The organism is Streptomyces sp. NPDC087428, from assembly GCF_044744085.1.
Classification (GTDB): Bacteria; Actinomycetota; Actinomycetes; order Streptomycetales; family Streptomycetaceae; genus Streptomyces.
Genome location: NZ_JBIUXR010000006.1, coordinates 22,042 through 43,107, shown reverse-complemented (window position 1 = coordinate 43,107; position 21,066 = coordinate 22,042). Strand labels below are relative to the sequence as shown.

The 21,066-nt window shown below is 71.0% G+C and carries 19 protein-coding genes; 11 read left to right on the top strand and 8 right to left on the bottom strand.

Annotated features, from left to right (window positions below; all coding sequences use genetic code 11):
- Positions 1-12 precede the first annotated feature (12 nt).
- A complete protein-coding gene (locus tag ACIO3R_RS13885) occupies positions 13-1,611 on the top strand; it encodes an ABC transporter substrate-binding protein (protein WP_402105704.1) in 1,599 nt (532 codons plus the stop codon).
- Between the two features lie 39 nt (positions 1,612-1,650).
- On the opposite strand, the gene ACIO3R_RS13880 is transcribed toward ACIO3R_RS13885, so the two are convergent.
- Positions 1,651-1,776, bottom strand: a complete 126-nt coding sequence (locus ACIO3R_RS13880; RefSeq protein WP_385034239.1) for a hypothetical protein — start codon at positions 1,774-1,776, stop codon at positions 1,651-1,653.
- A gap of 182 nt (positions 1,777-1,958) precedes the next feature.
- Between ACIO3R_RS13880 and ACIO3R_RS13875 the strand changes: the two genes are divergently transcribed.
- The 3 genes from ACIO3R_RS13875 (at position 1,959) to ACIO3R_RS13865 (ending at position 3,256) form a co-directional block, all read left to right on the top strand.
- A complete protein-coding gene (locus ACIO3R_RS13875; RefSeq protein ID WP_402105702.1) occupies positions 1,959-2,414 on the top strand; it encodes a hypothetical protein in 456 nt (151 codons plus the stop codon).
- Positions 2,415-2,516: 102 nt separating this feature from the next.
- Entirely contained in the window at positions 2,517-2,831 is a 315-nt protein-coding gene (locus ACIO3R_RS13870; RefSeq protein ID WP_402105700.1) for a hypothetical protein, read from the top strand.
- A gap of 32 nt (positions 2,832-2,863) precedes the next feature.
- Positions 2,864-3,256, top strand: a complete 393-nt coding sequence (locus tag ACIO3R_RS13865; protein ID WP_402105699.1) for a tail fiber domain-containing protein — start codon at positions 2,864-2,866, stop codon at positions 3,254-3,256.
- A gap of 19 nt (positions 3,257-3,275) precedes the next feature.
- On the opposite strand, the gene ACIO3R_RS13860 is transcribed toward ACIO3R_RS13865, so the two are convergent.
- The gene (locus ACIO3R_RS13860; RefSeq protein WP_402106030.1) at positions 3,276-4,466 is read right to left on the bottom strand and encodes an MFS transporter; all 1,191 of its coding nucleotides are present in this window, start codon (positions 4,464-4,466) and stop codon (positions 3,276-3,278) included.
- A gap of 158 nt (positions 4,467-4,624) precedes the next feature.
- On the opposite strand from ACIO3R_RS13860, the gene ACIO3R_RS13855 reads away from it, so the two are divergent.
- Both ACIO3R_RS13855 and ACIO3R_RS13850 read left to right on the top strand, forming a co-directional pair.
- Positions 4,625-5,119, top strand: a complete 495-nt coding sequence (locus ACIO3R_RS13855) for a hypothetical protein (RefSeq protein ID WP_385034247.1) — start codon at positions 4,625-4,627, stop codon at positions 5,117-5,119.
- Positions 5,116-5,922 (top strand): class I SAM-dependent methyltransferase, encoded by an 807-nt coding sequence (locus tag ACIO3R_RS13850; protein ID WP_402105697.1) that lies wholly within the window; start codon positions 5,116-5,118, stop codon positions 5,920-5,922. The genes ACIO3R_RS13855 and ACIO3R_RS13850 overlap by 4 nt, the downstream gene beginning before the upstream one ends.
- An 87-nt stretch (positions 5,923-6,009) precedes the next feature.
- On the opposite strand, the gene ACIO3R_RS13845 is transcribed toward ACIO3R_RS13850, so the two are convergent.
- Positions 6,010-7,314, bottom strand: coding sequence for an LCP family protein (locus tag ACIO3R_RS13845; RefSeq protein WP_402105695.1), 1,305 nt, complete (start codon positions 7,312-7,314; stop codon positions 6,010-6,012).
- Between the two features lie 119 nt (positions 7,315-7,433).
- On the opposite strand from ACIO3R_RS13845, the gene ACIO3R_RS13840 reads away from it, so the two are divergent.
- A complete protein-coding gene (locus tag ACIO3R_RS13840; RefSeq protein ID WP_124284167.1) occupies positions 7,434-7,982 on the top strand; it encodes an acyl-CoA thioesterase in 549 nt (182 codons plus the stop codon).
- Between the two features lie 61 nt (positions 7,983-8,043).
- Here ACIO3R_RS13840 and ACIO3R_RS13835 read toward each other — a convergent pair whose 3' ends face one another.
- Positions 8,044-9,408, bottom strand: coding sequence for an LCP family protein (locus ACIO3R_RS13835; RefSeq protein ID WP_402105693.1), 1,365 nt, complete (start codon positions 9,406-9,408; stop codon positions 8,044-8,046).
- Positions 9,409-9,688: 280 nt separating this feature from the next.
- Here ACIO3R_RS13835 and ACIO3R_RS13830 point away from each other — a divergent pair, with 280 nt between their 5' ends.
- Positions 9,689-10,726 (top strand): glycosyltransferase family 2 protein, encoded by a 1,038-nt coding sequence (locus ACIO3R_RS13830; protein WP_385034256.1) that lies wholly within the window; start codon positions 9,689-9,691, stop codon positions 10,724-10,726.
- A gap of 90 nt (positions 10,727-10,816) precedes the next feature.
- Here the strand turns inward: ACIO3R_RS13830 and ACIO3R_RS13825 are convergent, their stop codons facing one another.
- The 4 genes from ACIO3R_RS13825 to ACIO3R_RS13810 form a co-directional block, all read right to left on the bottom strand.
- On the bottom strand, positions 10,817-12,511 hold the full coding sequence (locus ACIO3R_RS13825) for an LCP family protein (protein ID WP_402105691.1): 1,695 nt from the start codon (positions 12,509-12,511) through the stop codon (positions 10,817-10,819).
- Positions 12,512-12,559: 48 nt separating this feature from the next.
- Positions 12,560-14,338 (bottom strand): LCP family protein, encoded by a 1,779-nt coding sequence (locus ACIO3R_RS13820; protein WP_385354230.1) that lies wholly within the window; start codon positions 14,336-14,338, stop codon positions 12,560-12,562.
- A 224-nt stretch (positions 14,339-14,562) separates the two neighbouring features.
- Positions 14,563-16,083: an LCP family protein gene (locus tag ACIO3R_RS13815; protein WP_402105689.1), complete on the bottom strand. Its 1,521-nt coding sequence runs from the start codon at positions 16,081-16,083 to the stop codon at positions 14,563-14,565.
- Between the two features lie 220 nt (positions 16,084-16,303).
- The gene (locus tag ACIO3R_RS13810) at positions 16,304-17,053 is read right to left on the bottom strand and encodes a TIGR03089 family protein (protein ID WP_402105687.1); all 750 of its coding nucleotides are present in this window, start codon (positions 17,051-17,053) and stop codon (positions 16,304-16,306) included.
- Positions 17,054-17,191: 138 nt separating this feature from the next.
- Between ACIO3R_RS13810 and ACIO3R_RS13805 the strand changes: the two genes are divergently transcribed.
- The 3 genes from ACIO3R_RS13805 (at position 17,192) to ACIO3R_RS13795 (ending at position 20,849) form a co-directional block, all read left to right on the top strand.
- Positions 17,192-18,520 carry a peptidoglycan recognition protein gene (locus tag ACIO3R_RS13805; protein WP_402105686.1) on the top strand — a complete coding sequence of 443 codons (1,329 nt, stop codon included), beginning with the start codon at positions 17,192-17,194 and terminating at the stop codon, positions 18,518-18,520.
- Positions 18,521-18,663: 143 nt separating this feature from the next.
- Positions 18,664-19,755 carry a sugar phosphate nucleotidyltransferase gene (locus ACIO3R_RS13800; protein ID WP_402105684.1) on the top strand — a complete coding sequence of 364 codons (1,092 nt, stop codon included), beginning with the start codon at positions 18,664-18,666 and terminating at the stop codon, positions 19,753-19,755.
- A 113-nt stretch (positions 19,756-19,868) separates the two neighbouring features.
- Complete coding sequence (locus ACIO3R_RS13795) at positions 19,869-20,849, top strand: DNA-3-methyladenine glycosylase family protein (protein WP_385034272.1); 981 nt, start codon at positions 19,869-19,871, stop codon at positions 20,847-20,849.
- The last annotated feature ends 217 nt before the right edge of the window (positions 20,850-21,066 follow it).

Genomic DNA, 21,066 nt, shown 5'->3' with positions numbered 1-21,066 from the left:
AGGAACCGGGCGATGGGCCCGGGAGACAAGGCCATCGCCCTGGCCCTGGGCGTCCTCTTACTCGCGGCAGCCGCCTTCGCGGTCGTACGGATGCTGCCGGAGAAATGCGGTGACGGCTTCGAGGAGGCGGCGAAGCAGTGCGTCGGCGTCACCGCGGGCGTCCTGGACGGTGACCCGGAACTGGACGGCCTGATACGTGCGGTGGCGGACGAGAACGCCCGCGTCGAGAAGGGCTGGAACGACCCGGAGAACGGCCAGGCGCGGGCCCCCTACGTGCGCATCGCCCTGATGATGCCGTTCACCACGGACGCCACCAGCTCCATGAGCACGGCGCAGATCGCCCGTGGCCTGGCGGGTGCCCATGTGGCACAGCTCCGGGCGAACGCGCATGCCGGACCCCGGTACCAGCTGCTTCTGGCCAACGACGGGAAGGACCTCGACCAGTGGCGGCCCGTCGTCGACCGGCTTGCGCCGATGGCCGACGACAAGGAAGCACCGCTGGTCGGCGTCTTCGGCATGCCCAACAGCATCCCGGACACGCTCGAAGCGGCGAAGGCCCTGTCCGCGCACCGGATTCCGACGATAGGCCCCATTCTCACGTCGACCACGATGCAGGCCGGCTACTTCTTCAAGACCTCACCGTCGAACGACCTCCTGGTGCGGGCGCTGGACGCGTACCTGGAGAAGAACCCGGGGGGCCGGAACGGCTTCCTGGTGTCCGACCGGCGGGAGCGCGACAGCTACTCCGCCGACCTGAAGAAGGTCTTCCTCAAGCACTTCGGCGAGAAGTACGAACTGGCACATCGCCAGGCGTCCTATCTGGGACTCATCGGTGACGACAAGGGCGTCCCCCAGCGCTTCGCCGACGTGGCCAGGAGCATCTGCCAGACAAAGGCGGACACGGTCTTCTTCGCGGGCCGCGATCACGATCTGCCCCATCTGGTGGACTGGCTGGCGAGCGAGCCCTGCGCCAACCCCAGGCCGATACGCATCCTCAAGGTGGGGATCGGCATGGATCCGGAGTCGACCGGTTCGCAGATCACCGCACATCTGCGTGAATCCCGGATCACCCTCATCGGCGCGGCCTCGGTCGACACCCTGTCCTGGAAGGATCCCGCGCAGCTCCAGGCCGGGCCCCGGGGCTTCCTGGAGTACTTCGAGAAGCTCCGGAAGACCCTGCCGGACGACCCGGCGTGGGGCGCGAAGCCCCTGGACGACGGCTATGCGGTCATGTACCACGACGCCTTCACCGTGCTCGCCCAGGCCACCGACCGGGCGTACGACGACATCAACGGCGAAGGGGGAGAGCAGACGGGAGAGGACCGGCAGGGGAAGCCCGGGACCGTCGACCTGCCGAACCACGACGACGTGTACAACACCGTCGTCAACATGAACATCCTCGGCACCGACAACGGCGCGAGCTGCGTCAACTGCATGCGCGGAGCCAGCGGCACCTTCGGCTTCGACGACTCCCCGGACACCCGCAAGTGGGCCGTCTGCAAGCCCGTGCCCGTCATCGAGTACCCCGCCGCACCCTCCACCGGCAAGGACAAGAAGGCCGACCGCGTCTACCGCACGTACGAGGACAACTTCGACGGCTCCTGCCCCTGAGGGACCGTCGCGCGACACCGGCTGCTGCGGACGGGAGGACTACTCCTCGGTGAGGACTTCTCCGGCGGTGCCGGCGGTGGCGGCGCGTCGGATCCACCGGTGCAGGAGCTGGGGGTCGGTGCAGGTGCTGATCTTTTCGCGGGACTTGCAGACAGAGGTATCCACGGCCACCGGGTTCCTCCATTGTTGTGCGGTGGGGCGGTCAGTACGGCATCGACGTCCGGTATCACCTGGGTGGCGCCCCGACGGCGAGGAGCCCCCTCCGCGCACCACGCCCGCCGGGCGAACCGCCTTCGGCACGTGCATCGTTGCCCGGACCTGGTACCCGCTGCGGCATGATCGACGGCATGGGACATACACATCTGCCGAGCACCGAGGCCGCAGTCGTCGCGGTCCGTGAGGTCGCGCGTGCGTACGGGCTGGAGATGGCCGTCACCGACGACATCGGTGCGGACCAGACATCCCGCCGTACGTCGGCAGGCGCCTTCGCGGTGCTCGACACGGACGGGTCGCTCCCGCACGAGGCGTTCGTCGAGCTGGGCGGCGTTCCTGCCGTCACCGTCCAGGTCTTCCCCGAGGACGACGCGAAGATCACCGTCGACGGGGTGGAGTTCAACGACGTCCCCCGTGACTCCGTGCCCGTGTTCCTCCGCTCCGTGTACGGCGGAACGGCCTACGTGAAGGGGAAGCTCTTCCCGCCCGGCCAGTGGCTCGTCGTACCGCTGCCCGGGGACGAGACGTACAGGGAACTCGTCCCGCGCGGCGTCCTCAGCCCGTGGCTCACCCGGAACATCCGTGGCTAGGGGGGTCCGCGGCGTCGGGTGCTGCCCCTACGTGCCCTTTGAGGCATGGGGCCGTTAGGGCTGTCGCGGACGCGCTCGGCGTCCCGGCCGGAAGGATGCCTGATGTACACGAAGCGCGTTGCCCGCCGGCTGCTGGTGCTGACAGCCACGGTGGCCACCGGCACCGGTGCGTTGAGCGTTCCGGCCGTCGCGAACACGAACATCCTGGCGGCCGGCAACGCCGCTTACGACACCACGATGATCAACAAGGAGCGTGCGGTCGGGGCGGCCGGCGTGACGGCCCACAGCAGTGGGGTGGGCAGCGGTCTGTTCCAAGTGCCGGTGAGCAGCCCGGAGAGCCGCGGTGGTGGCGGCAGCCTGCTCTTCTCGGATCGCGGGCTGAAGACCGAGGTGACCGCGGTGGTCTGGGAGCGATGAACTACCGGCGGTTGAAAGGGGCCTTGGCCGGAGTGAGGACGTCGGTCAAGGCCAGGAGGCGCCCGCGGCAGGGCGCTTCCGCGGCCGGGCTGGCGTCCGGTGCCGTGTCGGGTGCGGTGTGCGGCAGCGGCCCGGTCAACGGGTACCAGGTGCTGGAGCAGGTCGTGCAGCTGCCGGTCAGCACGTGGCGGTACCACTGGGACCCGCCGCACGTACGCCACCTGGGGCCCATGGCGCAGGACTGGTGGAAGGCGTTCGGGGTCGGTGAGAACGACCGGACGATCTGCTGCACCGATGCCAACGGAGTGGCCGTCGTCGCCATCCAGGCACTGCACCGGGAACTGGTCGAGCTGCGCGGCGAAGTCGCTGCCCTGCGGGCCCGGACGGGAGGAGAGGAGCGGCGCCGGGGAGGGGATGACAGCTGACAGACGGCAGGACCCCCGTTCAGACATCCGTGCGGGATGCCCGGCCGTCACGCGCGCCCGGCAGGCCCGGCTGCCCCGCCCGCGGGCCTGACCACTCGGCACCGCCACCGGGCACCAGCCGCTCGCCCAGCAGGACCGCGCAGCCCGCGACGCTCAGCAGGCCGCCCAGCAGGAACGTGCCTCGAACGTCGGACAGCGACAGGACCAGTCCGCCGAGCGCGGCGCCCGCCGCGATACCGGCGTTGTAGGCGCCGGAGTTGGCCGCGAGAGCCATGTCCGTGCGGCCGGGCGCGCAGCGCAGCATCTCGTTCTGGGTGGCCATGAACACCGGGCCGAGCGCGGCGCCGGTCAGGGCCAGGAACACCACCGCCGCGACCGGATCGCCGCCGGCCGCGTACAGGCCGAGCATGCCGACCGCCTGAGTCGCGACGGCGGTGGCCAGTACGGAGTCCGGGAAGCGGTCCAGCAGCGCTCCGGTGAGGGTCACCCCGGCCAGGCACGCGATGCCGAAGGCCACGAGCAGGGCGTTGACCGCGCCCCCGGAGAACCCGCTCACGTCGCCCAGGAACTTCACGACGTACGTGTATCCCGCGAACGCGCCGGTGGCGGAGAGGATCCCGGCCGCCAGTACGGTGCCGAAGCGGCGGGCGTCGGGGCGGGTCCCGTACGCGGCGTGCCCCTCCTCCGGGCGCGAGGTCGGCAGCAGCACGGCGATCGTCACCAGGGAGACGGACCCCAGCGCCGCCACCCCCGCGACCGGCACCGGCCAGCCGCTCTGCCGGCCCAGCCAGGTCCCGGCGGGCACCCCGAGCACGAGGGCGAGCGAACCGGCGACGGACAGCGCCCCGATCACCCGCCCACGGCTCCCGGGCCGGAACAGCCCCACCGCGACCGGCCCCATCACCGCCCAGAACAGCGCCTGGGCGAGCGCCGTCAGCAGCCGGGCCCCGAGCAGCAGCCAGTAGGAGCCGGCCAGTGCCGCGACCAGGCTGGACACGACGAGTGCGGTCAACAGGGCCGTGAGCACGTGGCGTCGGGGCATCGCCCGCGTGAAGTGGGCCAGCGGCAGGGACGCGACGGCGACCGTCACGCCGTAACCGGTGACCAGGTGGCCGACCGATGGCAGGGACACGTGCAGGCCCTCGGCGATGAGCTCCAGGAGGCCGATCGGCAGGTTCTCCGCGGTGTTGAACGTGAAGGCGGCGAGCATCAGGGCGCCGAGTACCGCCGGCCCTCGTTGCCTTCCGGCGAACTCGACGATCACTCGAACAGTCTGGCAGACAGGGCGAACGCCGTCCGGTCCGAACGTAAGACCCGGGGCGGTAGTGGTTCCGCCGTGCCGGGGACGGTGGCGTACCTTCCCTTTCCATGACGGACATCGACGAGCTGCCCGAGCTGCCCGCGCTGACCGGCCTGTTCGAGGCTCTGGGCGCCGACGACGCGGCGGGCTGGGCCGAGTCGGAGGCCGAGGAGAACATTCCTCAGCTGGCCCGGTACCGGTTCCTGCGCATGGTCTGGCAGGACATCGACGCCTGGAGCACGGCGGCGCCCGACTGGGTCGAGGCCTACCGCAAGGGCGGACTGGCGGGCGGAGCCGTGGACCGGGCGCTGCGGCTCGGGCTGACCCCGGGTGAACTGGGCGAGATAGCCCGCGAGATCGCGAAGGAGACCGCGTTCGGCCTGCTCCACGGGCTGGCCGGACCGGCGGACGGCGATCTCCCGCCCGAGACCGAGGCGAGGCTGCCCGGCTGGTGCCTGGCCGAGCTGTCGCCGGAGGGGCGGCCCACGGGGCGGATTCTGGACGCGCTCCACGAGGATCTGGACGAAGCGGAGCCGCAAGGCCCGACCGGAGGTGTCACATGACCGCTTTCGACGTGAGTGAGCGGCGGGTCTGGGACGGGCGGGCCGAGAGCTACGCCCGTACCTTCGCCCGCCTCTGCGCCCGTACGGTGCCCGCCCTGCTGGACGCCGCCGCCGTGGACCGCGGGACCCGGCTGCTCGACGTGGGGTGCGGCAGCGGCAGCGTGACGGTCGCCGCCGTCGGCCGGGGCGCGGTCGTACGGGCCGTGGACGCCGAGCCCGGCATGGCCGCGGCCACCCGGCGGGCGGCGCCCGGCGTCGAGGTCCGTACCGGTTCGCTGCCCCAGCTGCCCTATCCCGACGGGGAGTTCGACGCGGTCGCGGCGAACTTCGTGCTCAACCACGTGGGCCGCCCGCTGGACGCGCTCGTCGAGCTGCGCCGGATCACCCGCCCCGGCGGCCGGGTCGCCGTCACCATCTGGCAGGCACCCGGCGGCTCGGGGCAGGCGCTGGTCGGACGGGCCGCGGAGGCGGCCGGGCTGACCCGTCCCGCCTGGCTGGCCACGGTCGACGAGGAGCACAACTTCCCGCGCACCCCACAGGGGTTGAGTGGCCTGCTGGCCGGGGCCGGGCTCGGGGACGTACGGAGCGAGTCGCTGTCCTGGGACCACCGCGCGGACCCGGAGGACTGGTGGGCCGGGCCCGCGGCCGGCGTCGCCGCGATCGGGCAGCTGGTCAACAGCCGGGGACCGGAGGGCGTGGCGGCGGCGAGGCGCGAGTACGACGCGCTGTGCGAGGAGTTCACCTCGGACGAGGGGGAGTTGGTGCTGCCGCACCGCGCACTGCTGGCGCACGGGCGGGTGTAGCGGCGGCGCCTCCCGGAGCACGGGCGGGCAGGGGGTGTGCGACAGGGCCCGGACGGCGAACCGTCCGGGCCCTGTCGGTGGCTGCCGTCACTTGTCGGAGACGGTGACCTTCTCGTCGTTGTTGAGCTGCTCGACCAGCTGCTTGACCTTGGCCTTGTCCCAGACCAGGTTGCCGCCCGTGGAGCCGGAGATCGGCATGTTCATCGACGTGCCGTCGCCGCCCGTGACGCCCTTCATGGCGAAGAACATCTGGCCCAGGGACCAGAGCGACATGTCCTTGTCGACGACGAGGGTGTCCAGGCCGGCGCCCATCGTCGGGTACAGCTTGAACGGGTTGAGGATCGTCGACGGCGTCGCCGTCTGGCTCGCCAGCGCCGCGAGGAACTTCTGCTGGTTCTTCGTCCGGTCGAGGTCGCTGCCCGCGAAGGCGTACCGGGTCCGGACGAAGGCGAGGGACTGCTCGCCGTTCAGCGTCTGCTTGCCCGCCTTGAAGTCCGCGCCGGAGTTCTTGTCCTTGAACGCCTTGGGGATGTCGAGCTCCACCCCGCCGATCGCGTCCACGATCTTGGCGAAGCCGCCGAAGCCGATCTCGACGTAGTGGTCGATGTGCAGGCCGGTGTTGAATTCGACAGTACGAACGAGGAGTTCGGGGCCGTCCTCGGCGTACGCGGCGTTCAGCTTGGTGAAGCGGCCGCGCGCCGGGTAGAGCTTGCCCGAGTTCGAGCCCTTGTACGAAGGGATCTCGACGTTCGAGTCACGCGGCAGCGAGACCAGCGTCGGGCCGTTGCCGCCGTCGTGCAGGATCATCATCGAGTCGGTCCGCTGGCCCTCGGCGGAACCGGTGTGAAGCTTCTTCTTTGCCTCGTCGGACATGCCCTTGCGGCTGTCGGAGCCGACGATCAGGTAGTTCGTGCCGTCGCCGCCCTTCGGCCGCTCGATGACCTTGGAGAGGTCGACGTCGCGCTTCAGCTTGGAGTCGGCCCAGAAGTACGTGCCGAGGGAGACGGCGAGCACCACGACCACCAGGGCCAGTGCGCCGATCTTGATCCGGCGGCGCCAGTCCGGCGCGGCCGACGGGTGGCCCTGGACGTATCCGCCGTCACCCGGCCCGCCGCCCTGACCGCCACCCCGGCCGCCGCCGTTGCCGCCGCCGTAGACCTGGCCCGTGTTGTAGCCGCTGTCGTACTGCGCGTCGTCGTAGCCGCCGGACTGCTGCGGCACCTGCCGCGACGGTCCGGGGCGCCGCTGCGGCGGGGCCGGCTGCTGGGACGGGACGGGGCGCTGGACGTGCGGCATCGCGCGGGCGCTCTCGGGCCGGTCGCTCGCGCTTCCCTGCCCGTAGCGGTTGCCGCCGCGGTTGTCGTCGTTCCGGCCCTCGGGCCAATCGTTCATACGACCCAGTGTGCAGTCCCCGACCACTGCTATTACAGGGTGTAAGTGAAATCGGACCTGGGCTGTTGCGAAGCTGATGCATTGCGACGGGCCGGAAGCCCCCGCATAAGGTGGAGGGCATGACAGATCAGGCCCCGCGCCCGGAGGGCGACATTCCGGGCAAGCCGACCGCGGCCTCCCGGACCACCCTCAGCCACATCATGACCGGCAGCGACACCAATCTGCTGGGTACGGTGCACGGCGGCGTGATCATGAAGCTGGTCGACGACGCGGCGGGCGCGGTGGCCGGCCGGCACTCCGGCGGTCCCGCGGTGACGGCCTCGATGGACGAGATGGTCTTCCTGGAGCCGGTCCGCGTCGGTGACCTTGTTCACGTCCGTGCCCAGGTGAACTGGACCGGCCGCTCCTCGATGGAGGTCGGCGTCCGGGTCATGGCCGAGCGGTGGAACGAGTCGACCCCGGCCCAGCAGGTGGGCAGCGCGTACCTGGTGTTCGCCGCGGTCGACGCGGACGGCCGCCCGCGCGCCGTACCCCCGGTGATCCCGGAGACCGAACGCGACAACCGGCGCTACCAGGAGGCGCAGATCCGCCGTACGCACCGGCTGGCCCGGCGCCGCGCGATCAGGGAACTGCGCGAGAAGCGCGCCGCCGACGGCATCGAGGACTGAGAGCCGGGAGCTGAGGGCTGAGCACTGAGGGCCGGGGCTGCGGCGCTCCCGGCCCCGCCGCCTACGGGCAGACCACCTCGTCGCCCGTCACCGCGCCGAACTTCCCCGGATCGGACTGCTCGGCCCGGACCCGCTCCACCGCGGTGTAGTCCGCGCCCGCGATCACCTTCATCGTGGCGCCCTGGCCCTTCACCGCCTTCAGCTCCGCCCCCGGCAGCGCCGCCGCCAGTGACTTCGCGGACCTGTCCCAGCGCGGGTCGTACGTGACCAGGGTGTGCTTGAGATCGCGCTGCTCCCCGTTGAGCGGGGCCTTGGTGGTGTCGAAGCCGGTGCCGTGCAGCGCGGTGTCGACCGTGCCGCCGAGGCCGTCCTTCGGGGTCCCGTTGTAGACCTGGACCCGGATCTCCTGCGGCGGCACGTCCACCTGCTTCGCGGGGGGCTCCTCGGGCCCCTTCACCGCGAGCGGCTTGTCCTCGCGCAGCGCCCGGAACAGCTCCTTCGACTTCTTCGGGTCCCATTTCACCGTCGAGCCGATGTCCTTCACCTGGTAGGCGACATCGCCCATCGGCACCGAGGCGAATTCGGACGAGGCGGCGGAGAAGCCCCGCATCGCCTGGCCGAGGTCCAGCATCTGCTGGGTACCGAAGCCCCTGTCCGCCCGTACCGACTTCAGCATCGTCGAGGCGACCTCCCGGAACTTCACCGGGTTCAGCAGCACCCCGCTGCTGGTCGTCTGCTTGATCAGCGAGGCGAGGAACTTCTGCTGGCGCTGCATCCGGCCGAGGTCGGCGGCGCCGTCGATGTGCCGGGAGCGTACGTACTGGAGCGCCTCGCCACCGTTCAGCTCGTGGGTGCCCGCCGCGAGGTCGAGACCGGTGTACGAGTCCTTCATCGGCCGGGCGGTGCAGATCTTCACCCCGCCCAGGGTGTCCACCGTCGTCATGAAGCTGGTGAAGTCGACCTCCAGGTAGTGGTCGACCTTGACGCCCGTCATGTGCTCGACGGTCCGCACGGTCAGACCGGGCCCGCCCTCGGCGTAGGCGGCGTTCAGCTTCACCGGGTGGGCCGCGTGCTCCTCGCCGGTGGTCTGGTCCCGGTGCTCGGGGATCTCGGCGTAGCTGTCGCGCGGCAGGCTGACGATGCTGGCGCGCTCCTTGTCCGCGGACAGGTGCACCAGCATGATCGTGTCGGTGCAGTGGCAGGGCGTACCGCCCAGCCGGTACTTCTCCTTCTCCTCCTTGGTGATCTTGTCGCGGCCGTCGGTGCCGACCAGCAGCAGATTCATGCCGTGACCGCCCGCGGGCCGGTTCTTCATGTCCTTGAAGGGGTCGATCCGGTCGATCCCGGTCTCCAGATCGGTCAGGAGCGCATGACCGATGCCACCGGCACCGAGGACCAGTACGGACAGCCCGGTCGCCATCCGCATGCCCCAGCGCGGCCTCTCGTCCTGCTTTCTGGGCCGTCCGGGCTGCGGGGGAGCAGCGCGGGGCCGTGGCGGACGGGGGGAGCGGTGCGGCGTGGGCACGGGGGGACACCTCCGCGGTGCAAGGGGGACCTGTCGCACGGTAGGCCCATACGATCTGCATCCCGGCCCGCGACCCGGCGGCGCGCACCGGGTTCCCCCATACGCGGTAACGTGGCGGCCGAATGACGCCGCCTGGTGGGGTTCGGACCCCCGGCGCCCCCGAGGACCCCCCGAGGACCACATGTCTGCCGCGCAGCACCCCGCCGTCTCCGTGATCATGCCGGTGCTCAATGAGGAGCGCCATCTCAGGAACTCCGTCCGGCACATCCTGGAGCAGGAGTACTCCGGTGAGATGGAGGTGGTGATCGCGCTCGGCCCGTCCACGGACCGCACCGACGAGATCGCCGCCGAACTGGTCGCGGAGGACCCCCGGGTCCACACCGTGCCGAACCCGACCGGCCGCACCCCCGCCGCGCTCAACGCCGCAATCAAGGCGTCCAGCCACCCCGTCGTGGTGCGCGTCGACGGCCACGGCATGCTCTCGCCGAACTACATCGCGACCGCCGTCCGGCTCCTGGAGGAGACGGGCGCGCAGAACGTCGGCGGCATCATGCAGGCCGAGGGCGAGAACCCCTGGGAGGACGCCGTCGCCGCGGCCATGACGTCGAGGATCGGTGTCGGCAACGCGGCCTTCCACACCGGCGGCCAGGCGGGACCGGCCGAGACCGTGTTTCTGGGCGTCTTCCGCCGCGAGGCCCTGGAGAAGGCCGACGGGTACAACATCGAGTTCATCCGCGCCCAGGACTGGGAGCTGAACTTCCGCATCCGCGAGGCCGGCGGCCTGATCTGGTTCTCGCCCGAGCTGCGGGTGCAGTACCGCCCCCGCCCCTCCGTCCGGGCGCTCGCCAAGCAGTACAAGGACTACGGCCGCTGGCGCCACGTCGTCGCCCGCTACCACTCCGGCTCGATCAACCTGCGCTACCTGGCCCCGCCGACCGCCGTCGTCGCCATCGCGGCGGGCATCGTCGTCGGCGCCGCCGTCACCCCCTGGGCGCTGCTCGTCCCGGCCGGCTACGTCGCGGCCATCGTCGCCGGATCGCTGCCGGCCGGCAGGGGACTGCCGCTGAAGGCGCGGGCGCTGATCCCGGTGGCGCTGGCCACCATGCACATGTCGTGGGGGTACGGCTTCCTGACCAGCCCGCGCTCGCTGGCGAGGAAGGTCATCGCCAGCCGCCGCCCGGCGGTCAGCGAGCCGGGCACGGGCGCCCCGGTGGCCTGACCCGCGCGAAGCGCCGAGCGCGAGGACATGAAGAGGGGGATGCCCGGTCCGCACCGGGCATCCCCCTCTTCACGCGCGTTCAGGACGCGGCTACATCTGGCGGTACGGCCAGTACACGTCCATGCAGCCCGACTTGGCGCCGTTGACGGCCTCGGTGCCCTCCAGCGGGTCGCTGTCGTCCTTCGCGGCCTTCGGGAACGTGGTCCCCGTCCGCCAGTCCGAGCCGACCGTGAGGGTCAGCGTGTCCCCGTCCGGCGCCTCCTTGACGACGCTGGACGGCATCGACATCGCCTTGGCGATGGAGAGCGCGTCCGACCTGCCCTGGGCGCCTGAGCTCTTCGGATAGGTCAGCTCGGTCGTCAGCGCCGATCCGGGATCGGTCGAGGTGGCCGCCTCGGTGAAGCCCTTGGCCCGCAGCAGGTCCCGGACGCCCCCGGCACGGTTGCCGGTGGGCGCTTGGCCGTCGGCCGCCGTCCCGTTGACGACGGTCACGCCGATCGACGCGGGAGCGCCGGCGGCCGGACCGGCCTCCTTCTTCTTCTTGTTCTTGGCCCGGTCCTTCGGGTCCAGCGACTGGTCGTCGCGGATCAGCGCCCAGAGCTTGTCCGCGGCGCCCGGCTTCGGGAGTACGTGGTTCTCGTCCCGGTCGTCGGTGATCCTCGGCATGGTCAGCATGTTCATCTTGTCCATCGGCACGCCCTTGAGCTGCATGCCGAGGTCGAACAGCTTCTTCACCGAACCGATCTCCTCCGAGACCTGGAGCGACTTGGTCGCGGTCTCGGCGAGACCCATCAGCCGTCCCGTGTCCGAGAACGCGTCCTGGTCCTTCAGCTCACGGATGACGGAGTTCATGTACATGTGCTGGGCCTTGGAGCGGCCGAAGTCGCTCTCGAAGGCGTGCCGGGTGCGCAGCCACTGGAGGGCCTGCTTTCCCTTGACCTTGTGCGTGCCGGCCGTCAGCCTCAGGCCGGAGCCACCGGGCACGTTGGGCTTGGGTACGTCGTTGACGTTCTGCTTCACACACACGTCCGCACCGCCCACCGCGTCCGCCATGTCCACCACGCCCGCGAAGTCGACCATCATCCAGTGGTCGATGTAGACCCCGGTGAGCTTCTCCCAGGTGTCCAGTGTGCAGCCGGGGCCGCCGCGGCCGAGCGTCTCGTTGATGAGAGTGTTGGTGGCCGGGTACTTCTTGCCGTTGTCGGGGTCCTCGCAGGCCGGGATGTCCACCCGGGTGTCGCGCGGGATGCTGACGACCGAGGCGTTCTTCCGGTCGGCCGACACATGGAGCAGCATCTGCACATCGGCGAGCGGGGGTGCGCCGACGCTCGACTTCGAGCCGCCGAGCTTGAGGTTCGCCTTGGTGTTGCGGCTGTCGGACCCGATCATCAGGATGTTCAGCGGGGTCTGGCCGGCGGCGTTCGGCGCGGTCTTCTTCGCCGCGCTGTTGCCCGCGCTGCGGTGACCCTTGCGGAGGTTGCCGTTGAGGTGCTCGTACCAGAGATAGCCGGCCGCGGCGGTGCCGAGTATCAGCACCGCGAGCGAGAGGGCTGCCCAGCGCAGTATTCGGCTCTTCTTCCGCTTCCCGGTCCGGCGGGGGCGGCCGCGCCGGCCGCCGCCGTGGCTCGCGCCGCGGCGGGCGGCGTCCCCGTCCCCGTCCCCGCTCCCGTCCGGCGCCGGGGCGTCGGCCTTGTCGTCCTCGTAGAGGCCGTCGTCCCAGCCGAGTTGACCGGCATGCCGGACCCGTGGTCGCGTTCCCTCCCCTGGCGTGCTGCTCCGTCCCACCGGACCCCCCTGCTGCTCAGACTCGCGGTACGGCGCAGTGACCCGGTGTCACTTGGCGCACTCTGCCTTGTCGGCACTGGCTTTCGGAATGTCGATCTTGGCCGGCCCGGTGATCGGGGTGCCCGCACCCTCGAAGTCCGCGCCGAGCGTCAGCACCATCGCCTGCAGGCCCTCGGCATCGGTGGTGCCCTTCTTGAGCGCCGATCCGGGGAGCCCCATCATCGCGGCGAGGGCACGGGCCTGGTCCGCCTGGTTCGGCGCGTACTCCAGCGTCGTCCTGTCGGTCTTCGCCGGGGCGTTCGCCTTGTTCGTGGACTTCAGGACGCCCTTGGTGTTCTGAAGCCAGGTGACGGTCTGCTGAGCCCCGCCGGCGATCTTGCCACCGTTGTAGACATCGACGCGTACGTCGGCGGCGGCGGCCTTGGTGCCCTTGAGGAGAGCGTCCTGCTTGCTCTTCGCGGCCTTCTTCTGCGCGGCCACCTCGGTCAGCGAGGTGTCGTTCTGCATCATCGAGAACAGCTGGGGCGCCTTCACCGGGTCGACCACCACCGTGATCGGTTTCGGCTCGGCCGGGTTGTCGATGACCGGAAGGGTGACGAACGAGATGTTCTTCGTGTCGATCTTGGTGAGTTCCTTGGCGAGCGTGGTCAGCTTCGGCACCGAGCCGATGGCCTTGTCGACCGTCAGGGCCTTCGTGGCCGCGTCCGCCAGCTTGAACAGCTTCGTCGGGCTGGTCAGGGTGTCGTCCGACTTCATCTGCCGGATCATCGAGCCGATGAACTGCTGCTGGACCTTGATCCGGTCCAGGTCGCTCCCGTTGGCGAAGCTGTGCCGGGTCCGTACGAACGCCAGCGCGTCCTCGCCCTCGATCGTGCTCTCGCCCGCCGGCAGGTCCAGGTGGGAGTCCGCGTCCTTGACGGGCTTCGCGAGGCAGACCTTCACGCCGCCGACCGCCGTGGACAGCTCCTTGACCGCGTTGAAGTCGACCATCATGAAGTGGTCGACCTTCAGGCCGGTGATCTCCTTGACGGTGTCCATCGTGCAGCTCGGGTCACGGTCCTCCTGACCGAGGCTGACGTTGAACCGGATGTTCTCGGTGCCCGGGATGACCTTGTCCGAGCCGTCCGGCTGCCTGGACTTGCATTCCGGGATGTCGGTGATGAGGTCGCGGGGGATGCTCAGGGCCGTGGCGTTGGTGCGGTCCTTGGAGACGTGGAACAGGATGTTGGTGTCGGCATGGCCGCTACTGCCCTTGTCGCCGTAGCCCTCGTTGCCCTTGCCGGTCCGCTTGTCCGTGCCGATGACCAATATGTTCAGGGGCGCGTTGGCCGTGGCCACGTCCTTGTTGCCGGCGTCGCCGATGTCCACGGTGTTCAGATTGCCGTTGAAGTGCTGGTACAGCAGGTAACCGCCGACCGAGACACCGACGAGCAGGAACGCCATCACGCCGCCCGTCCAGATCAGCGCCTTCTTGCGGCGGGCCTTCGGAGCCTTGCGCTTGCGGCGGCCGGCGCTCTCGGTCGCGGACGCGCCCGCACCCGGTCCCTCCTGGCCGCGGGCCGAACGGCGACCGCCCTGTCTGGGCACCTCACGGCTGGGGCCGGCTCCACGTCCGGCGCCGTCGCGCGGGGAGCTCCGTCGCCGGGCACCGTCCTCCTGGGCGGCGTCTCTGCGCCGGGAGCCACGCGGGGCCGAAGTGCTCGGGCCGCTGCCCGAATCCCCTCCGGATTGGTTCAGTCGCAGTTCGTAGTCGCCGGTGTCCGGGTTGAGGACCCATTGGTCTGCGGGATCGATATTTTCCGCCCGCCCACGGCCTTGTGCATCCACGGTTGCTTGAGTCCTCCGTCGGTGCCACGCGAGGCGCCTCCCCCGACAAGGCGCTCAATCTTTCACTCCGGAAGCGCTCGGCCCGAGGGCCGGAAGTAACCGGATCGCGTCACACTATCCGTCCGGTTCGGCGCCGAGCGATGAGCGTGACACATTCCACGGCCCTTACAACCGGGCATTCTTCCCATTGCACGCCGAACGTTGATGTCCGCTTGGTAATTGCTTTACTGCTTACACAGGTCGGTGGCCGCGTTGTTACCCGAATAGGTGGGTGTGGGGCTGGGGCCCGGAGCGCCGGTAGCACCCGATTCCCCGTCCGTTGACCCCTCGCCGGACCGGCTGTCGCTGTCTTCATCCTGTGAATGTTCCGAGCCCTCCCCGTGTCCGGTGTTCTTGCCGTCGTCGCCGTTGAGCTGATCTGCCGGAACCACCGCGAGCGGCTTGTCGTCGCGCAGTTGTTTGAAGAGCTTGTCCGCATCGGGTTGTACGAGTTCGTCCCGGTTCCGGTTCGCGGCGTAAGGCTGCCGGGGGACGGTCAGGAACTGAACCTTGTCGGTCGGTACGTTGCGCATGCCGCGCACCAGTTCGTAGAGGTCCTTCAGGGTGTCCAGCCCCGGGTCCGTGGTGAGCGCCTTCGTCGCCGCGTCCAGCACCGGGTAGAGCCGGGTCGGATTGAGCAGGACGCCATTGCTCTGCACCTTGTTGACGAGTGCGCCCAGGAACTGCTGCTGGCGGTCCATCCGTTCGGTGTCGCTGCCGTCGCCGATCGACTTGCGGACCCGTACGTACCCCAGGGCCTGCTCGCCGTCGAGCTTCTGGCGGCCCGCCGGGAGCTCGAGGTGGGCCGCGGTGTCGTTGATCGGCTCCTTGAGGCAGATCTCGACGCCGTTCACCGCGTCGACCATGTCCTTGAAGCCGTTGAAGTCGACGACCATGTAGTGGTCGATGCGGATGCCGGTCATCTTCTCGACGGTGCGGATGGTGCAGGCGGTTCCACCGAGCTCGAAAGCCCAGTTGAACTGGGAGAATTGCGGTTTGCTGGAAGTTTTGTCCGACTTGTGGCAGGTCGGGATGTCCGCCATCAGGTCGCGCGGGATGGACATCGCGGTGGCGCTTTTCCGGTTCGCGGCCAGGTGCAGCAGGATCGTGGTGTCCGAGCGCTGGCTGCCGCCGTCGTCGCGGCCGTACTTGCGGTTGTCCCCGGCCCGGCTGTCGGAGCCGATGAGGAGGATGTTCTCCGCGTCATGGACGACGGACGCGGGGCGCTCCTTCTCGTACGTCTTGAGTTCGGCGGCGGCGGAGGTGTCCGTCTTGATGTTGCCGTCGAGCTTCTTGTACAGCCACCAGCCGGCGCCCGCGGCGACGAGGACGACGAACGAGGCCCCGAGCGCGGTCCAGCGCAGCCAGTGCCGCTTGCGCTTGACGGTGATGTCGAGGGTCGGACCCGGCCCCGAGCCCGGGGGCGGCGCCGCCCCGACCGAAGACCCGCTGCCGGAGCCGCTGCCGCCCCCGGCCCCCGATCCGCTGCGCGTCTCGCCGCCGGGGGTGCCCTCAGGGGCGTCCTTCGAGGCGGCTTCCGGGGTGTCCTTCGGGGTGTCCTTCGGGGTGTTCTCCGAGGCGGTTTCCGGCGCGGGCTGCTCGCCCCGCTCCGCACCGGGCGACCCGTCCGGCGTCTGGTCCTCGCCCGCGGCCGAGTCGTCGGGGTCGGCCGGAGTGCCGGCACTTTCGGTCACGTCTGCGTCCATCCTTCACGTTCGGCGGCGCGATGGGCCGCCGGTTGCAGAAGTAGACGGCTGAACCTCACGCTTGGTTGTGCCTTGAGTGGTCTGTACCGCAGATCATGTACCGGAGTTGACGCATCGCCCGGAGGGCTCGGCCCACGATGGGCCGGACGGGTGGTCCACGGACCGCTTGTCGTACCGCGGCGCCCCGCTGTCACGCGGAGCGCCGCCGCGCGGGCCGCCGTCACACGGTCAGGGTGACCCGCTCGCTCTCGACGCGCTGCGCCAGCCCGTCCGCGCCCAGCTCCCCGAGGTGCCGGCACAGGACCACCGAACCCCCGGTCGCCAGCGGCGCGAAGAGCCCGGCGCTGAGGCCGTCCCAGGTGTCGTACGTACGCCCCGAGAGCAGCCGCGATCCGGCGCCCAGGCCCAGCGCGGCACCGTCCTCGCGGGCCCGCGCGACCAGCTGCGCCGAGGTGAGGGCGACATCGCCCACGGTCAGCGCCGGGGCGTCCGGGTCCACCGGGGCGAACGGCGCGAACCGGTCGCCCTGGCCCGGCACCTCCACCGCGTAGTCCGCGAAGCCCTCGGGCGGCTGCGGGAACCGGCCGCCCAACGGGCGCAGCGCCAGCGCGATCCGCTCACCGCGGCAGGCCCGCGCGGCCTCCAGCGTGTCCGGTCCGGTGACGACGAGGTCGGCGGCCGCCGGGTCGCCCCGCACCTCGGCGACGACGCCGACCGAGGAGCAGGCGAGCAGCCAGACCGCGGACTGCCAGTGCGCGGGGAGCAGCAGTGCGAGGCGGTCGCCGGGCTCCGCGGCGAGATCGCCCTGGAGCAGGTTGGCGGTCTTGGCCACCCAATTGGCGAAGGTGGCCACCGACAGTTCGACGCGTTCTCCGGTGGCGTCGTCGTAGAAAGTGACCATGGGGCGGGCCGGGTCCGCGGCGAGCGCGGAACGCAGCAGGTCGGCAGGGGTGCGGTCGCTGGCGTTCATCCGCGCAAGAGTACGTGGCGGTACCGGGCCGGGGCGGGTACCGCGGGTGCCTCGTACACCGGTTCGGCAGACGGGCCGTCACATGCCGGAAGAAACACCAGTCGCCGGAGTTGTCGGTTTATGTGAAGGATCATCTGTATGCGTGCCTTCATTGCATCCGCCATTGGTGTCACCTGCGCGTCAGCTCTCCTGCTGCCGCTCGCCGCGCCCGCGGGCGCCGCCCCCGACACCCCCGCCCACTCGACTGCCACGGGCTCCGTGCCCGCCGAGGCGTCCGAACCCGCCGCACTGCCCGGTGCGACGCAGTCGCTGCCCCTGTCCCCTCTGTCCACCGCCGCCGCGCGGGCCACCGGTGAACCCGCCGCGGCAGCCGCCGGCCAAGGGCTGAGCGAGCGCGACGTCCACGCGTTCTCCCTGGTCGGCGTCGTCTGGGACGACGTGAACGCCGAACTCCACGGCACCGCCCAGGTCCGTACCCGCTCCGCCGCCACCGGCCGCTGGTCCGGCTGGCAGGACCTGGAGACGCACAACGCCGAGCACTCGGCCGACCCCGGCACCCCCGAACGCGAGTCGGGCGCCGTCCGCGGTTCCACCGCCCCGCTCTGGGTCGGCGCGTCCGACGGGGTCGAGGTCCGGGTGAACCCCGAGGCCACCGGTACCCGGGACGCCTCCGCCGCCCCCGTACCGCTGCCCGCCGGGCTGCACCTCGAACTCGTCGACCCCGGCAAGGACCCGCGGGAGCTCCCCGCCACCGGCGCGGCCGGCGCCGACCGCGCCGCACCGCAGGGCGCCACCGCGCTCCCCGCCCTCAGCCGGTCCGCCACCGACGCGGCCGCCGGCTACGCGCCGGGCGCCAAGCCGTACATCGGACCCCGGCCGCGCATCATCACCCGCAAGGGCTGGGGCGCCGACGAGAAGATCCGCGAACGCGCCTTCGCCTACACCAAGACCGTCAAGGCGGCCTTCGTCCACCACAGCGCCACCGGCAACAACTACAGCTGCTCCCAGTCGGCCTCGGTACTGCGCGGCATCTACCGCTACCACGTCAAGAGCAACGGCTGGCGCGACATCGGCTACAACTTCGCCGTCGACAAGTGCGGAAACATCTACGAGGGCCGGGCCGGCGGCGTGACGAAGGCCGTCATGGGCGCGCACACCCTCGGCTTCAACACCAACACCATGGGCGTCGTGGTGCTCGGGACCTACAGCAGCTCCAACCCGCCCTCCGCGGCGGTCAACGCCGTCGCGAAGCTCACCGCCTGGAAGCTCGGCCTCTTCAAGGCCAACCCGAAGGGCAAGGTCACCCTGGTCTCCGGCGGGAGCAACAAGTACAAGAAGGGCAGGAAGGTCACACTCAACGTCATTTCCGGTCACCGCGACGGTTTCGCAACCGAATGCCCCGGAGCACGTCTCTACAAGAAGCTCGGCACAGCCCGGACCAGTTCGGCCGAACTCCAGGGCCGCTGACACGGAAGGAACCGAAAAGGGCGCCGAGGGCGCCCGGGGCCTGCTGCGGGCTGCTGACCAAGGAGACCCCCTCCGGTCTGCATACACTGGCCAGCCGAAGAAGCTCACCAGGCTCGGCCCCAGCAGGAAGCAGAGACAGTGCTGTGACAGAGGCAAAAGAAGCGATTCTCCTGGTCGGCGGCAAGGGAACCCGGTTGCGCCCGCTCACGGTGCACACTCCGAAACCCATGGTTCCGGCAGCAGGCGTCCCCTTCCTCACGCACCAGCTGGCGCGTGCACGGGCCGCCGGGGTCGAGCACATCGTCCTCGCGACGTCGTACCTGGCGGAGGTCTTCGAGCCGCACTTCGGTGACGGCTCGGAACTCGGCCTCCACATCGAGTACGTCACCGAACGCGAACCGCTCGGCACCGGCGGCGCCATCCGCAACGTCGCGGAACGGCTCCGCTCCGGCCCGGACGAACCGGTCCTCATCTTCAACGGCGACATCCTCACCGGCCTCGACATCCGGGCGCTGGTCACCTCGCACGCGGACTCCGGAGCCGACGTCTCGCTCCACCTCACCCGGGTCGACGACCCGCGCGCCTTCGGCCTCGTACCGACGGACGACACCGGCCGGGTCACCGCGTTCCTGGAGAAGCCGCAGACCCCGGAGGAGATCGTCACCGACCAGGTGAACGCGGGGGCGTACATCTTCCGCCGGTCGGTCATCGACACCATTCCGGCCGGCCGCCCGGTCTCCGTGGAGCGCGAGACCTTCCCCGGACTGCTCGCCTCCGGCGCACACCTCCAGGGCATGGTCGACTCCACGTACTGGCTGGATCTCGGCACCCCGCAGGCCTTCATACGCGGCTCCGCCGACCTGGTGCTGGGCCGCGCCCCCTCCCCGGCCGTCCCCGGCCGGTGCGGCGACCGGCTCGTGCTGCCGACGGCCTCCGTCGCCCCCGACGCCAAACTCACCGGCGGCACGGTCATCGGCGCCGACGCGGTCATCGGCGCGGGCGCCAGGATCGAGGCCTCCACCGTGCTGGCGGGCGCGATCGTCGAACCCGGAGCCGTGATCACGGACTCCCTGGTCGGAGCGGGCGCCAGGATCGGCAGCCGTACGGTGCTGGCCGGCGCGGTCATCGGCGACGGGGCCAGGGTCGGCGCCGACAACGAACTGCGCGACGGCATCCGGATCTGGTGCGGGGCACACCTGCCCGCCGCGTCGGTGCGCTTCTCCTCGGACGAATGACCGGACGAATGACCGGACGAACGACCGGGGCGAGCCGCTCCTCACGCACGCACCCACTGGCCGGAAACAGCCGTACCCTCGACAGGCACCCCCGACTACCGAGGACCTCACCCGTGGCAGGACGATTCGCTCCCCGCAGCGCCCCGCACGCGGCTGTCCCGCGCCAGGTGACGACGCCGGAACCGACCGCGCTGACCCGCGACTGGACCCCGCCGGGCCCGTTCGACCTGCGGCTCGTCCTCGGCCCGCTGCGCCGGGGCCCCGCCGACCCCACCTTCCGGATGTCCGCGGACGGCTCCGTCCGCCGGGCCAGCCGAACCCCCGCCGGTCCCGGCACGCTCCACGTCGTCGCCCGCGAGGGCCGGATCGAGGCGGCCGCCTGGGGGCCCGGCGCGTCCTGGCTGCTGGACCAGCTGCCGACGCTGCTGGGCGCGTCGGACGAACCGGAGGCCTTCACCCCGCGCCACCGGCTGCTCGCGGTGACCCACCACCGCCGGCCGGGACTGCGGCTGCTGCGCACCGGCCTGGTGATGGAGTCCCTGATCCCGTCGGTCCTGGAACAGAAGGTCACCACGGACGAGGCGTACCGCGCCTGGCGCCTCCTGGTCCGCAAGTACGGGGAGCCGGCGCCGGGCCCGCAGGAGTACGGCCTGTACGTCATGCCGGACGCCCGCACCTGGTCGCTGATCCCGTCCTGGGAGTGGCACCGCGCGGGCGTCGACAGCAAGCGCTCGGCGACGATCCTGCGCGCGGTCCGGGTGGCCCGCCGCATGGAGGAGGCCGCCGCCATGGAGCTGGCCGAGGCGATGGCCCGGCTCCAGGCGATCCCGGGCATCGGCCCCTGGACCGCCGCCGAGACCCTGCAACGGGCGAACGGCGCCCCGGACGCGGTGACGGTCGGCGACCTCCACCTGCCCGGCATCGTCGGCCACGCGCTGGCCGGCAACCGCGATGCCGACGACGAGGAGATGCTGTCCCTCCTGTCCCCCTACGAGGGCCAGCGCCACCGGGCCACCCGCCTGATCATGCTCTCCGGCAACACCCCGCCCCGCCACGCCCCCCGGATGACCCGGGGCGACATCGCCAAGCTGTAGAACACGGGCCCGGCCGACTCAAGCCTGTCAGTCCGGCACGTTCCACCGGGCCCGGCCAAATCAAGCCTGTCCGGCGATTGAGGACCGGGGGCCGGGGCAGAGCCCCGAAAACCGCCCCCCCCCCCCCCCCCCCCCCCCCCCCCCCCCCCCCCCCCGCCCCCCCCCCCCCCCCCCCCCCGCGCGGCCCCCCCCCGGCGGGGGCCCCCCCCCCGCCCCG